11 protein-coding genes are annotated in these 14,237 nt (G+C 40.5%); 5 read left to right on the forward strand and 6 right to left on the reverse strand.

The window, feature by feature from the left end:
* The first annotated feature begins 254 nt into the window (after window positions 1-254).
* Complete coding sequence (locus ABLA85_RS08060; RefSeq protein WP_367962947.1) at window positions 255-2,708, forward strand: YdbH family protein; 2,454 nt, start codon at window positions 255-257, stop codon at window positions 2,706-2,708.
* 75 nt (window positions 2,709-2,783) lie between these two features.
* On the opposite strand, the gene ABLA85_RS08065 is transcribed toward ABLA85_RS08060, so the two are convergent.
* Entirely contained in the window at window positions 2,784-3,011 is a 228-nt protein-coding gene (locus tag ABLA85_RS08065; RefSeq protein WP_367962949.1) for a His/Gly/Thr/Pro-type tRNA ligase C-terminal domain-containing protein, read from the reverse strand.
* On the opposite strand from ABLA85_RS08065, the gene ABLA85_RS08070 reads away from it, so the two are divergent.
* The 3 genes from ABLA85_RS08070 to ABLA85_RS08080 all read left to right on the forward strand — a co-directional run bounded on the left by ABLA85_RS08070 (window position 3,004) and on the right by ABLA85_RS08080 (window position 4,131).
* Window positions 3,004-3,510: a DUF4334 domain-containing protein gene (locus ABLA85_RS08070; protein WP_367962951.1), complete on the forward strand. Its 507-nt coding sequence runs from the start codon at window positions 3,004-3,006 to the stop codon at window positions 3,508-3,510. The two genes, ABLA85_RS08065 and ABLA85_RS08070, sit on opposite strands and share 8 nt — an antisense overlap.
* Window positions 3,511-3,589: 79 nt before the next feature.
* Window positions 3,590-3,799 (forward strand): YnbE family lipoprotein, encoded by a 210-nt coding sequence (locus ABLA85_RS08075; protein WP_367962953.1) that lies wholly within the window; start codon window positions 3,590-3,592, stop codon window positions 3,797-3,799.
* A gap of 11 nt (window positions 3,800-3,810) precedes the next feature.
* Window positions 3,811-4,131: a YdbL family protein gene (locus ABLA85_RS08080; RefSeq protein WP_047682090.1), complete on the forward strand. Its 321-nt coding sequence runs from the start codon at window positions 3,811-3,813 to the stop codon at window positions 4,129-4,131.
* A 35-nt stretch (window positions 4,132-4,166) separates the two neighbouring features.
* On the opposite strand, the gene ABLA85_RS08085 is transcribed toward ABLA85_RS08080, so the two are convergent.
* The gene (locus ABLA85_RS08085; protein ID WP_367962955.1) at window positions 4,167-4,805 is read right to left on the reverse strand and encodes an FMN-dependent NADH-azoreductase; all 639 of its coding nucleotides are present in this window, start codon (window positions 4,803-4,805) and stop codon (window positions 4,167-4,169) included.
* 219 nt (window positions 4,806-5,024) lie between these two features.
* On the opposite strand from ABLA85_RS08085, the gene hrpA reads away from it, so the two are divergent.
* Window positions 5,025-8,951 carry an ATP-dependent RNA helicase HrpA gene (gene hrpA / locus ABLA85_RS08090; RefSeq protein ID WP_367962957.1) on the forward strand — a complete coding sequence of 1,309 codons (3,927 nt, stop codon included), beginning with the start codon at window positions 5,025-5,027 and terminating at the stop codon, window positions 8,949-8,951.
* A gap of 61 nt (window positions 8,952-9,012) precedes the next feature.
* Here hrpA and ABLA85_RS08095 read toward each other — a convergent pair whose 3' ends face one another.
* From ABLA85_RS08095 to ABLA85_RS08110, 4 genes are all read right to left on the reverse strand, one after another.
* Complete coding sequence (locus ABLA85_RS08095) at window positions 9,013-10,032, reverse strand: fimbrial protein (RefSeq protein WP_367962958.1); 1,020 nt, start codon at window positions 10,030-10,032, stop codon at window positions 9,013-9,015.
* A gap of 48 nt (window positions 10,033-10,080) precedes the next feature.
* Window positions 10,081-12,621 (reverse strand): fimbria/pilus outer membrane usher protein, encoded by a 2,541-nt coding sequence (locus tag ABLA85_RS08100; RefSeq protein WP_367962960.1) that lies wholly within the window; start codon window positions 12,619-12,621, stop codon window positions 10,081-10,083.
* Window positions 12,622-12,661: 40 nt separating this feature from the next.
* The gene (locus ABLA85_RS08105) at window positions 12,662-13,348 is read right to left on the reverse strand and encodes a molecular chaperone (protein ID WP_367962962.1); all 687 of its coding nucleotides are present in this window, start codon (window positions 13,346-13,348) and stop codon (window positions 12,662-12,664) included.
* A 117-nt stretch (window positions 13,349-13,465) separates the two neighbouring features.
* Window positions 13,466-14,005 (reverse strand): fimbrial protein, encoded by a 540-nt coding sequence (locus ABLA85_RS08110; RefSeq protein ID WP_367962964.1) that lies wholly within the window; start codon window positions 14,003-14,005, stop codon window positions 13,466-13,468.
* Window positions 14,006-14,237: the final 232 nt, after the last annotated feature.

A 14,237-nucleotide genomic window follows, 5' to 3' on the forward strand; every position in this document is an offset into this window, starting at 1 on the left:
CGTTGAATTCACTTTGCTATGTATTAACTATTTATCTCTGCTAAACATAAATGTTAACTGCTGGCAATAATGGCATCTGCTGAGATAGGTTTTCAGCACTATCTCTCGCTATACTCGAACAAAGCACTTGTTAAGCTATGATACCTAACCTGTATAATAAACTGACTTACTAGTCTGATATGAGACTATCATAACAGGAAGTTGTGTTCAGGTTGAAAAGAAGAGTTCAAGAACAGATGACCAGGATATTAAGAATGTTCGCAGTGATGATAATACTGCTGGTGTTATCAGTGTTGATTGGTTGGTTCACACTTCCGCGTTGGCTGCCACTGATTGCCAGTCATTGGTTACCACAGGGGATGACTCTTTCGTTAACTCAACCAAAGTTGGAAAAGAATATATTATTTATTAATCAGTTATCGTTGAAGATACAAGAATGTGAATTGCTCAGGATATCCGGTTTGTCTGCCGGATACTCGCATAATGAGCAGGGCGCAGAGCGCTATTGGGATATACATATTGCTGAAGTTTATAGTCAGGGCCCATGTTTATCACAATTACCAGCGACAAATACACAATCTGCGCCACTATCCATATCTGTTAACGAAATATTGTCTTCTATTCCGGCGATTAAATTGGTCATTGATCATTTTGTTCCTGCACCATGGCAGGAATTTGCCGGAAAACTCAAATTTGACTCATCACTTCAAGGACATCGGATAGCAGTTCAGTTATCTGACAGCCAGTATTCTGAACCTTTGCTGATAGCGTTGGAATGGCAGGGCCAGAATGGAAAATTCACAGTTACCCAACTCAACGTACATGAAAAAAACGAACCACAGATATGGGCTGAATTACCATGGTCATTCAATCAATCTCAATTTGTGATCCGCAATGGTAAATGGCGTTGGATAACGGAGTCCCAACCATTATCCGGCGGAGTGAATCTTACCCTTGAACAGTGGGAGAAAGGATTCAATGGTATGAAGGTGAGTGGGAGAATGAATCTGCTCACTCAGAATAAATTTGGTAAGGGTAATGTTGTTCTTTCCATAAAACCGACACCAATCAGCTTAACGAATGCTCATATTCCTCTTCAGTTAACCGGGCAAATGAACAGAGGGCAAATGATCATGACGATGTCGTTACCGGCAATTGTTACAGGTTCACTGTCTACACCTAAAATTATATTCCAGCCCGGATCACTATTCCGGATCTGGGGAAAAGTCAGTGAAAATTTTACTGTTAAGGAAGCCCGCTTACCTTTGGCAGGTGCTTATTTAAGCCGTAATGGTTTCACTGGCCGTTTACAGGCGATAGTCACAGCAAAAGAGAGTTATTGGGGAACTTTCAGGCTGCATTTTGATGGTTATGCCGAAGATTTTATACCCGATAATGGAAACTGGAATTGGCACTATTGGGGAAATGGGGATTTACCGCCACTAAAGGCGAAATGGGATATTTCAGGTAAAGGAAGCTGGAAACAATCACAGATAACAGTAAATGCACTAAATACAGGGTTTGATACTATCGACTATGGCCTTGTGCAGATGAAGGCTCCGCGTTTACAGTTGATGAAACCGTTGGTATGGGAACGTTCGGCCACCAAACCTGCATTGATGGGAGATCTGCAATTTTCGACGTTGAGAACGGATTTTCGTTCTGGTGGTTTTTTGCCTCCTGTTGAATTCCGGGCAACCTTGACTGGCCAATCACCCCATAATTTTATGTTAAACGGTCAATTGCACGGGAAGGGGATTGGGCCAATTCCCATTAATGGACGTTGGGATGGTACAAGATTAAGGGGAGAAGCGCGTTGGCCGAGACAATCTTTGCTGGCGTTTCAAACTTTGATCCCTGCTGATTTAGGGATCACTGTGCGTGGTGGGAATATCTATGCACAAGCGGCATTTTCGGTAGTCAGAGGGCAAGGATTACGTGCCGGAGGGCACTGGGTAGTAAAAAATGCGGGTATGTGGCTGAAGAATGGAAACGTTGATGGAGTGGATTTTGTGTTACCGTGGCGTTTACAGGAACACATCTGGCAATTAGGTGTAACATCATCTGTTAAGCTCAGGATAAAGTCTGTTAACGGGTTGTTTGATATGGGCAATGTATCAGCGGATTTACAAGGTTTTTATCCTCCAACTGAAATACAGCCGCTGACCTTGTCTAATGTGAATATTGATATGTTGGATGGCAAACTCAAGTTAAATAAATTGCAACTGCCCCAAAAACAGGCCGCTGTATTGAACTTTAACAAGTTGAGTGTGAGTAAATTATTCGACGTATTAAAAGTTAAACAACTTGCCATGTCAGGGAAAATTAGCGGTGAATTGCCAGTGCTATTAAATGATAAACAGTGGATTATTCAGCAAGGGTGGGTAGCCAATGATGGCGATCTAACATTAAGGCTGGACAAGGATACGGTTGATTCTATAGGGAAAAATGACTTAACTGCGGGTTTGGCGATGGATTGGTTGCGTTATTTAGAAATTAGTCGTTCTAAGGCATATGTGACACTTGATAATCTGGGTATTTTGGTACTGCAATCAGAAATCAATGGGGTCAATCCAGTTGTGGATAAAAAACGAGAAGTCAGACTTAATTATCGCCATGAAGAGAATATATTCCAGTTATGGCGCAGTCTGCGCTTTGGCAGTAATCTGGAAGAATGGTTAGAAAAAAATATATTTGTAGGTAGTTAACATTATTCATTTATTAAACCTCTAAACCAAACACTCGGTCATTGAACAAATCAATAACCGAGAAGATATTTCATGTTATGACACATTTCGGTATGTAGTTAGCAGATCAAGCAATTGGGCTTTATCTATAGTCGTGACTGACTTACCGCGACGTAATGTAACTTGATGTGCTTTCATCTCCTGCTCTCCGATGATGAGAATATTAGAGATCTTTAATTGATGGAACCGCCTGATTTTATGAGCAACGGAATGATTATTATGATCAGCTAATACATTTTTAATCATGAGGTTAAATATGAACATCAAACAGATTTTCGATGAACTCCGTTCCAGAGAAAAAATTGAAGATGAAAACGAATTGCTTTATTTTTTTGATTCACTCCCTGCAGCGCGGGTTGATGAAATATTAAGCAAGTGGAAGGGTGGAGACTTCAACACAGGCCACTGGGGCCATGAATCCTTGATCAAAATAAATTGGTTTGGTAAATGGTTTAAAAGCAAATTCGATGCAATTCCGCTGGTTTGTTTTAATGATGATGGGAAATTATTTTCCAATCATCTAATGAAAGGTGAAGCATCTCTTTGGGACGTTGAGTTTAGAGGAAAATGTTCTGCAACAATGGTATATGATGGTGTACCTATTTTTGATCACTTCAGGAAAGTTGATGATAACACCCTGCTTGGTGTGATGAATGGGAAGTCCATTGAGGGATTTCCTGATATTGTTTTTAATGGAAAATATTATTATTTCTATCTTGAAAGACTATCCGACTTTCCAGTTGAATTCATTGAAGAGAAATAAAAAAACAAGTCGTTTCCATTTATTCTTGTAACCTCGTCAACAGACGGGGTTAACTGCTAATGTAAAACGGGAGTGATAAATGATAACAAAGAGTGGACTCAGATTTTCGATAGTTATTAGTGGTATGGTATTGATCTGTTCAGGCTTGGCAGGATGTGTCAGGTTGGAAGTGGCAACTCCAGATAAGCCTATCAATATCAATATGAATGTCAAAATTGAGCATGAAATTCATATCAAAGTTGATCGGCAAGTTGAAGATATGCTCAAAAATAACTCTGATTTATTCTAAGGAGTTAGAATATGAAAAAAACAGGAGTAATACTTTTGTTAAGCCTGCTATTCAGCTCTTTTGCTATGGGTATGACGCTAAATGAAGCAAAACAGCAAGGTCTGGTAGGAGAAACATTTAGCGGTTATCTGGCAGCGGTCAAGCATTCTCAGGATGCACTATCCGTGGTCAGAAAAATCAATAGTGAGCGGGAAAAAAGATATGCTGAGATTGCCGCTCAGAACAATATGACAACGGATCAGGTGGCAAAAATAGCAGGTGAAAAATTAGTTAATCGTGCAGAGGCCGGGGAGTTTGTGCTTGGTATTAATGGTAATTGGGTGAAGAAATAAGCGCGCCATTGGTTTGTCTGACGCGCTAAGCCTGATTAAGCAACAATTTTTTCTGGTTGTTTTTGTGTTATTTTTTCGACTATCTCAGTTATCGCATCGTGGGCATTCTGATGTGCCTGATTTGCCAACTCTTCACCCATAGCCAGGCCTTCGGTAAACACAAATTCCACATCAGTAATACCAATAAATCCGAAGAAAACACTTAAGTATGGGGTTATCAAGTCGGATGGGCTGTTTTTATGAATACCACCACGGCTACTCAGCACAATGACACGTTTTCCTTGTAGCAAACCTTCCGGGCCTGTTTCGGTATAACGGAAAGTAACACCAGCACGCGCAATCAAATCGAAATAGGTTTTTAATTGAGTTGGAATAGAGAAGTTGTACATGGGGGCTGTAATTACAATAATATCATGCGCTTTTAATTCTGCGATTAGTTCATCTGATAAGGCTAATGCTGCTTTCTGGCGCTCTGTTAGCTCAGTACCATTTGGACGTAACGCACCAATTAATTCGCCATCCAATACTGGAACCGGATTTGCAGCCAGATCACGTGTGCTAATATGACTATTTGGATGATTGGCTTGCCACGCTTTGACAAAAGAGTCAGCCATTTTGTTGCTTTGTGAATTTTGCGCCATAATGCTGGATTTTAGAACCAATACGTTGCTCATTTTTAATTCCTTCATAACACCAGTAACTAATGTATTGCCACTAATACATTGCCGATTGTTTCTATGTGTTAGCTATTTTAGTGAGGTTATCATTCAGACAATAGCTCAATATTTCGAGATTGGCGTTCAAAATTATTGAACAATAGATTTGTCAGCCGAATATGTAATAACATAACTAAAAGCGGTGTTAAGAAAAAAGACAGCGCGATTCAATTAAGAATGTCACAAGGATTTATCACAGTGGAATCACCTCTGACAGCACCCATTGCTGAATTATATGCTGAACTTGAGCACACACTGTTGCGCGATCAGTTCCGTTTAAAAAAACGTCTGCAAGGAGCAGCAAAAATAAAAAATCAAGCCTCCTTACAGGCTGTAGCGCAATCTATTTCTGCGGATATTGCAACGGCAAAACAAAAAGTTACCAATCGTCAAATTGCATGCCCTCCGATTAAATACCCTGAAAACCTGCCTGTCAGCCAGAAGAAAAACGATATTTATAAAGTAATCAGGGATAACCAGGTTGTCATTATTGCAGGGGAAACAGGCTCCGGTAAAACCACCCAGATCCCGAAAATATGTCTTGAATTAGGCAGAGGAGTTAAAGGGCTGATTGGTCATACTCAGCCCCGTCGTTTAGCGGCTCGTTCGGTTGCCAGCCGTATTGCGGACGAACTGGAAACACCACTGGGTTCAACAGTGGGTTACAAAGTTCGCTTTAATGATCAGGTTAGCGACAATACGTTGGTCAAATTGATGACTGACGGTATTTTGCTGGCCGAATTGCAGCAGGATCGTTTGCTATTACAATACGATACGCTGATTATCGATGAAGCACATGAACGTAGTCTGAACATTGATTTTATATTAGGTTATCTGCGTCAGTTATTGCCGAAACGCCCTGATCTGAAAGTCATTATTACCTCCGCAACTATCGACCCTGAGCGATTCTCCCGCCATTTCAATAATGCTCCGGTTATTGAAGTGTCAGGCCGTACTTATCCGGTGGAAGTCCGTTACCGTCCGATGGCTGGTGATGATAGTGACAGTGATCGGGATCAGTTGGAAGCTATTATTGATGCGGTAAATGAGTTAAGCCGGGAAAGTTCTGGTGATATTTTGGTCTTTATGAGTGGAGAACGGGAAATCCGCGATACTGCGGATGCACTCAATAAACAGAATTTTCCGCATACTGAAGTGTTGCCGCTGTTTGCCCGCCTGTCCAATAGCGAGCAGAACCGGATCTTCCAATCACATGTTGGGCGGCGCATTATACTGGCAACTAATGTTGCAGAAACCTCATTGACTGTTCCTGGAATTAAATATGTCATCGATACCGGGTATGCACGTATTAGCCGTTATAGCTATCGGACTAAAGTTCAACGTTTGCCAATAGAGCCAATTTCACAAGCATCAGCGAATCAACGTAAAGGCCGCTGCGGTCGTGTTTCTGATGGGATCTGTATTCGACTCTATTCAGAAGAAGACTACTTATCTCGCTCAGAGTTTACCGATCCTGAAATTTTGCGTACCAATCTGGCATCGGTTATTTTGCAGATGACGTCGATTGGCTTAGGTGATGTCAGTGCTTTTCCATTTGTTGAAGCACCGGATAAACGCAATATCCAGGATGGTGTCCGTTTGTTGGAAGAACTTGGTGCCATTGATACGGAAACCTCATCTGGCGGGATTTACCGGCTGACACAAATAGGACGACAGCTTGCACAATTGCCTATCGATCCTCGTCTAGCTCGTATGGTATTGGAAGCAAGAGCTCATGGTTGTGTGCGGGAAGTGATGGTGATTACTTCAGCACTATCCATTCAGGATCCGCGGGAAAGGCCACTGGAAAAACAGCAGGCTTCGGATGAAAAACATCGTCGTTTTGCTGATAAAGACTCTGACTTTATTGCTTTTCTAAAATTGTGGGATTTTCTGGTTGAACAGCAAAAAGCACTTTCCAGTTCCCAATTTCGCAAACTTTGTCGTCAGGATTACCTGAATTATCTGCGGGTCAGAGAGTGGCAGGATGTTTACACTCAGCTCCGGCAGGTCGTTAAAGAGATCGGTATTCCAGTCAATAGTCAGGAAGCGGATTATCGCAGCATTCATGTTGCGTTACTGACAGGGTTATTATCTCACATAGGTCAGAAAGATGTGGAGAAACAGGAATATACTGGTGCCCGTAATGCCCGGTTCTCTGTATTTCCCGGCTCTGGATTATTTAAAAAACCGCCTAAGTGGGCGATGGTCGCTGAATTGGTAGAAACCAGTCGACTTTGGGGGCGTATTGCTGCGCGCATTGAACCGGAATGGATAGAGCCTCTGGCGGCGCATTTAATCAAACGTCACTATAGTGAGCCGCACTGGCAGAAATCTCAAGGTGCGGTCATGGCATCGGAAAAAGTGACATTATATGGTTTACCGATTGTGACTGGTCGTTTGGTCAATTACAGCCAGATTGATCCGATGCTGTGCCGTGAATTATTTATCCGCCATGCGCTGGTGGAAGGGGATTGGCAGACGCGTCATTCATTCTTCCGTGCTAATCTCAAGTTACGTGAAGAAGTTGAAGAGCTGGAACATAAATCTCGTCGCCGGGATATTATGGTGGATGATGAGACTTTATTTAGTTTTTACGATCAACGAATTGGCAAAGACGTGGTTTCTTCCCGTCATTTCGATCGCTGGTGGAAAACGGTAAGTAAAGATCAGCCGGAACTGCTCAATTTTGAAAAGAGCATGTTGATTAAAGGCGATACCAATAAAATCAGTGCGTTGGATTATCCGAATTACTGGCATCAGGGTAATTTGAAATTCCGTTTAACATATCAATTTGAACCGGGAACTGATGCGGATGGTGTCACTGTACATATTCCGTTACCGGTATTAAATCAGGTCAGGGATGAAAGTTTTGACTGGCAAATTCCAGGAATTCGTCGTGAGTTGGTTGTAGCATTGATTAAATCGTTGCCGAAACCAACCCGGCGTAATTTTGTCCCCGCACCTAATTATGCGCAGGCATTTTTGGAGCGTGTAACGCAGCCACAGGCGACCTTGCTGGATAGTCTTGAGAAAGAACTTCGTCGCATGACAGGTGTGACGGTGTCACGTGATGAATGGCAACCGGAGCAGGTTCCTGACCACTTGAAAATGACTTTCCGCATTATTGGTGAAAAAAATAAAACCCTGGCGGAAGGAAAAGATCTTTCGGCATTGAAGTTGAAACTGAAAGATAAAGTACAGGAAACACTTTCGGCGGTAGCAGATGATGGTATCGAACAAAGCGGGCTACATATCTGGAGCTTTGGTGAGCTGCCTGAACGCTATGAGCAGAAACGTGGTGGTTATTCTGTTAAAGCATTTCCTGCGTTGGTGGATGAGAAAGACAGTATTGGTATTAAATTGTTTGAAACGGAATCTGAACAGCAAAATGCCATGTGGGAGGGAACTCGTCGATTACTGTTATTGAATATTCCCTCACCGATTAAATACCTGCACGAAAAATTACCGAATAAATCCAAACTTGGTCTCTATTTCAACCCGTATGGAAAAGTGTTGGATTTGATTGATGACTGTATTTCCTGTGGTGTGGACAGATTAATCGCAGAAAATGGCGGACCGGCATGGAATGAACAGGCGTTTGCAAGTTTACAGAATAAAGTTCGCGCCGATTTGAATGACACAGTGGTTGAAATAGCCAAACAGGTAGAACAGATCTTGACGACGGTTTTTGCTATTAATAAGCGTTTGAAAGGGCGGGTTGATATCGCTTTGGCACTGGCTTTATCCGATATTAAAGAACAAATTTCCGGTTTGGTCTTTAAAGGATTTGTCACAGCCCACGGTTGGAAACGTCTGGCGGATGTTCTGCGTTATCTGAATGGTATCGAACGTCGGTTGGAAAAACTGGCGATTGATCCAAACAAGGATAGGGCACACATGAGCCGGATTGAAAATATCCAGCAACAATGGCAGCAGTGGTTAGCGAAACTTTCTGTCCAGCAAAAACAATTGCCAGAAGTGAAAGAAGTACGCTGGATGATCGAAGAACTGCGTATCAGCCTGTTTGCTCAACAATTGGGTACAGCGTATCCGATATCTGATAAGCGTATTTTGCAAGCAATGGAAAGTATTGCTGCATAATGTTTTTGGGGCTTAGCATTTTGATTGTTAAAGTGCTATAGCCCCATTTCTAACTTCTTATTTATTCGTAAGTCAACGTAATTGTTGTTGTTACATCCGCTTTTCCGGGTGTGATCCGAGGGTGAGTTTGAATGTAGCGTGCTTGCAGTGGAAATGAAAAGTGTGTGACGTATTCAGCATTTGCTTTAATCGGTTTACGTATCTCTAATAGTTGATTATAAAACAAAATTTGCAGACCGATTCCTGTTGCTGTGACGTTGTCACTACCATAATCCAATGCCCAGGTATTATTGATGCCACTTTTTGCCGGGCGTCCATCCAGTATTATGTTGACTTTGGCGTTTGGATCACAGCTAAATTCTAAGCGGAAATCTTTTGTCCCTGCGGTACTGTTTATACCACGAAATTCACTCGTTCTGATTTCTCCCATATTGACTAGTGTTGTTTTACGAGCGAGGGAACAACTCGGAGTCGGAGTAACAACACGTGTTTCTGCTAAATAAAAAGAGTGAACAATACTGCCGTACCCAAATCTGGCTCTGGTTAGGATCCGTCCTTCAATTACCCCTGAACCTGTAGTGGGCGCAATTTTGATTAATTGAACCGTCAAATACCCCCATGTTTGGCCACAATAATATTTGTAATCAGGCCACCGAGGAGGGGGAGAACAGGTGAATGGGGTAGTTGATTTTCGAGGAAACCAATCAATACCATAGTTAGTCGGCCCCCAGTTATTGATACGGATTCCGACACCCGGTACACCGGATTCATAAATTGCATCATTATTATAATGTGCAGGAGCAAAATCGGGTTTATCCCATGATGTAGGAACTAATCTATTGCAATAAACGACATGACCTTTTGTATCCAATTGATCTAAACGGATTTCCTTTATCGTTGTTCCAATGGGATGATTTTTGGGTATGACTATTTGAGAGCCAAAAGAGACTCGTGTTGTGCCGGAATGAAAACCCGGCGAATATCGACAATCATAACTCTCATAATTGGCCTCGCTGGCAAAACTGCTCATCATGCCGATGATAAATATGTTCGCCAATAATAATTTTAAGCCATTAACCATAACTCGTTTCCATAATATGTAAAATATCAAATAAATGCTCAATTTCTGTTACTTACAAGTGGCGTTCAGTATGTACAGGCCAGATTCTGGTGTTTTCTCCGGGAGTTGATAATCAACACGGCATTCTTGAGCATCTTTGTGGCCCCATTTCACCCATATCTGCCCAGACTTAGGAATACCGCTGAGGTACGCCTGTCCATCATTACTGACAATGGTGCTATTGGGTTCATCTGACTCATTTTGTTGCACTAATGTGGCTGTTGCTCCAAATGGGATCTCTTTGCCTTTGTAAGAAAGCATTAGTAACACCCGATAACCAATACGGGTCTGGAAATTGGCTAAAGTCAGTGCGCCTTGGGTAGGGACGATAGTTTGCGTATTGATATCGATATCAACATTATCTCCCATTGAGTAAGTATCTAAAGAGATACGGTTTTTACGATAACTACTGGCATAAGGAACAATGGCATAACCTTTCCAGTCAGTTGCGATACCGGTGTGATTCTGGATCTTAACGCCTTTAGCGCCATTGGCTCGCACTAACACCAATGTATCTCCCAATGATTGAGAGAAAGTGATGCCATAAGGATGAACAACTATTCCACCATTTAAACCATAATTTAATTGTCTGGATTGTTTATCATAGTTATAACCCGCATTAACCTGACCGTAAGCGCCTTTGTATTCTGCACTTATATTCCCGCCAGTACTCCTGTTATGGTTAGTGTAGTTTTGCTGAAGACTATAAGTCAGATTGTTATCTTCCAGCGCTGTACCATTTAAGCTGACCTGATGAGATGTTTCTCTTTTTCTGTTGTTAGTCAGGCTATAACTTGCCCAACTATTTTTCAGCCAGCGTTCAAGAGGAATTTGTATGTTGAGTGATAAAATCTGATCATTATGATTTGTGCTCGGCAGCTTACTGTATGTGTAATTCAATGTGTAATTGATCGAGTTGTGGCTGGTACTGTAACCCGCACTGATATTTCTTTCATGACCTTTTTGTGACCAATAATCTTGCTGAAAAGCAGATAAATAAATACCACCTAAATTTCCTAAAGATTGATTGAGATACAATTGCAGTTTACTGCGTTTATTGGGGCTGTAGCTATTATTGCTGGTAATATTAAACTCATTAGCTTCTTTAAAATCATAAAAATCATGCGTTGAGTAACGATAGCCCGCTAAAGTGAAATTAGTACCTGTTTGGGTAAGATCTTTTGCATATTGAAACCGATATGATTGCCCGGATGAGTAAATATTTGGGGTGAGTTCTGATCTTGCGTGAGTCACATCAAAAGAAAATGACCCCCAATCAGAGAGACTATAACCTGTGCCCAATGCAATAGAATGATATTTTTTTGAGAGAATTGTTCCACCATATACAGTGATATTATTGGAAACCCCGTAGGTGACCGTACCTTGCATAAAGTATGGTTCTTTACCACGGTGAGTGGGTGAATGATATTTCCCCAATGTCAAAGAGTGGCGCAGACTATTTTCTCGTAACATAACAGGCACAGCCGAAAAAGGTTGTACAGAATGATGCTCTTTCCCGTCAGCTTCTTTGACAATAACTTCTAAATTACCACTGGAATTTGTTGGATATAAATCATTAATAATAAAAGGGCCGGGAGAAACATAGGTTTCGTAGATAATATAACCATTTTGCTTGATGGTGACTTGGGCATGACTTTGGGCAATTCCTCGTATTGTTGGTGCAAATCCTCTGAGACTATCAGGTAGCATATTGTCATCTGAAACTAATTGCATACCACGAAACTGAAACCCATCGAAAATGGGTGAAGGTGTATAACTGTCACCAAATATTAGTTGGCTTTTTAAAACATGAATATCACGTTGCAGGTAAGTGCTCAAACTTCGCCACTTATTGTTTTGGCTACTGTAAGTGGAATAATTTCGTAGACGCCAGGCATCCCAGTTAGCACCACTTCTGAGGTTGAGAAAGTTATTGCTGGTTGATCCGGGCTGACCATCCAGCCAGTTAGTCGAGCCACTGTAGCTATAATTAACTTGTAAAGACGTTAATCCTTGTTGCCACAGATGAGAAGGAACATAACCTCTCGCCTTATTATGCAGAACTGCTTGGGGGATGCTGATATCTAACCGTTGCTTGTTGAAATCAAAAGAAGATGATGCCGCAGAAATATACTGACCAAGATCTGTAATTTCAGTTTCTGGTGGTAAAGCGGATAAAGATGGAAATAAATCAATATCTACGCCCATCTCTTTGAGTTGCTTAAGTCTAATCTTGGGTGATAACTTATTATTTACGATAACGAAATCAACATTTCCAGTATCTATCTTTTCACGATTCAGATAAATATCAACCCAATAGCGGCCCGGTGGTTGTTGATCATCTTGCATGAAAATCGATAGATCAATATCTTCCGGGAGACCAGAGAGGCTCTCCAGCGCATTGATATTGAAATATTCTTCGCTATAAACCTTATTGGAAATCAAAAGCCATATAGTTGCTAGTGCACATAAAAACAGCTTAATGGGTTTAATAATTAACACCAAATTATCAGAAATATTATGTTGAAGATAATGACCGCTGTTATCCATAATCATTTTCTAATCTTGATAGATTGTATGAAAGTTATACTCAAAATGTATATTTTTCTTCTGGCGTTACCCCACCAAAATCGTTGATGGTTTTCCAGGAAACATGATTGATATTCTTAATAGGAATATCCCAGCTTAACTGACCAAAAGGAGCGATCATGCCAGCAGGCTGTATTTCATGATTTTTTGAACTATTTCCAATACTTAAATAAGAAAACGAAACATAGTATGGTGTCGGGTTTTCGGCTGTCAGTTGATGGCCTTCAACTTTGAACTTCAGTTCCTTATAAGCAATACTTGCATTGTCTGTTAAATCAGCAGGGCGATAAAATAGTTTAAATCTTGACTTTACTATGATTTGTAACTGATTTTGTTCAGATTTTACTATTGCGGGAATAGATTTAACATTAAGCCAGAAAAGGGATTCTCTATCGTTGGGTAAATTATCTCCAGTTTTTACAATTCGTAATACTGTTTCATTTCCTGCTGTTAATTTAAAGAGTGGGGGAGTGATAATGAAAGGTACTTTAGTTGCATCATTTTCTCCCTGAACCCATGATTGAATAAGATAAGAAACATCTGTTTCTGGATTACTGATAGAAATTGATGCTTCTTTTCGATCGCTGTTATAAACAACACGAGTGCCACCAATAACGACACCAGCAAAAGAAACATTAGCGCTGAATATGTAGATGATAATAAGAATAAAAATACGAAAGTATTTCAAAATAGATACTCCGGGTAATGTTATTTTTTATGGTTATATATTAATCTCACTATTACCACTCACTGGTTATAGTAAATGGCAATAGTGTTTTTATCAGGAATTCTTGCTATATGTATTTTAGTTGTAAACGATAGTGAAATTAGCTATCGCATTACCAGTACCAGGAATAACCGTTTGTTTGGTTGCAACATATTTAGCAATGAAATTCATTTCAATCGTTTGATTTTCAATAATTTTTTGAGAGGAGGCTTTTGCTATAGGAATTGGCGTATTGCTATTTTGTTCATAAATACCAACAGCAATCCCGTCAGCGGCTCCAGGCTTTGAATTGTCTAATGCTAAAAGTGTATTATTAATATTATCGAGTTGACCATCAAATTTAACACTTGCATACTGATTGTTTTTTGGACAGTCAGTCAGCTTAATGCTGAAGTGTGTTGCGGCTGCCGTGCTATTGACCCCACTAAATGAATTTGTACTGATCGTTCCCATATTTACAGTTTGATTTTTAGAAGTTGAATCAATTTTACATGCATCGGCAATAACTTTTCCTGTAAATCTGATTTCTCCATCTTGAATATTACCATTTGCGGCATGTGCCAGAGACATAAATACAGATGAAACAAATAAAGATGAAATAATTAACTTGGTTTTCATTTTTAATATATCCCATCCCTGGTGTAGTAATACAACAGGGATATAGCTGATTTAATTAACATTAAAGCCGTACAATTATAATACAGCAAATGAGTAGTCTAAGTTGATACCTGAAAGATGGTAAAAAATGATATTAATATTTTCTATCTGACAGATATTTCGAAGAATATAGTAGCGCCCAATGAACAAAGATCAAAATAATAACTCAACAAAGCACAATATTTGGAGCTTT

The organism is Xenorhabdus sp. SGI246 (assembly GCF_040838225.1).
In the GTDB taxonomy this organism is placed as follows: Bacteria; Pseudomonadota; Gammaproteobacteria; order Enterobacterales; family Enterobacteriaceae; genus Xenorhabdus; species Xenorhabdus indica.

Bases quoted from the DNA above. Each gene is read 5' to 3' on its own strand.
- ABLA85_RS08060 (WP_367962947.1), top strand. From the start codon at position 255: ATGTTCGCAGTGATGATAATACTGCTGGTGTTATCAGTGTTGATTGGT.
- ABLA85_RS08070 (WP_367962951.1), top strand. From the start codon at position 3,004: ATGAACATCAAACAGATTTTCGATGAACTCCGTTCCAGAGAAAAAATT.
- ABLA85_RS08065 (WP_367962949.1), bottom strand. From the start codon at position 3,011: ATGTTCATATTTAACCTCATGATTAAAAATGTATTAGCTGATCATAAT.
- ABLA85_RS08075 (WP_367962953.1), top strand. From the start codon at position 3,590: ATGATAACAAAGAGTGGACTCAGATTTTCGATAGTTATTAGTGGTATG.
- ABLA85_RS08080 (WP_047682090.1), top strand. From the start codon at position 3,811: ATGAAAAAAACAGGAGTAATACTTTTGTTAAGCCTGCTATTCAGCTCT.
- ABLA85_RS08085 (WP_367962955.1), bottom strand. From the start codon at position 4,805: ATGAGCAACGTATTGGTTCTAAAATCCAGCATTATGGCGCAAAATTCA.
- hrpA (WP_367962957.1), top strand. From the start codon at position 5,025: ATGTCACAAGGATTTATCACAGTGGAATCACCTCTGACAGCACCCATT.
- ABLA85_RS08095 (WP_367962958.1), bottom strand. From the start codon at position 10,032: ATGGTTAATGGCTTAAAATTATTATTGGCGAACATATTTATCATCGGC.
- ABLA85_RS08100 (WP_367962960.1), bottom strand. From the start codon at position 12,621: ATGGATAACAGCGGTCATTATCTTCAACATAATATTTCTGATAATTTG.
- ABLA85_RS08110 (WP_367962964.1), bottom strand. From the start codon at position 14,005: ATGAAAACCAAGTTAATTATTTCATCTTTATTTGTTTCATCTGTATTT.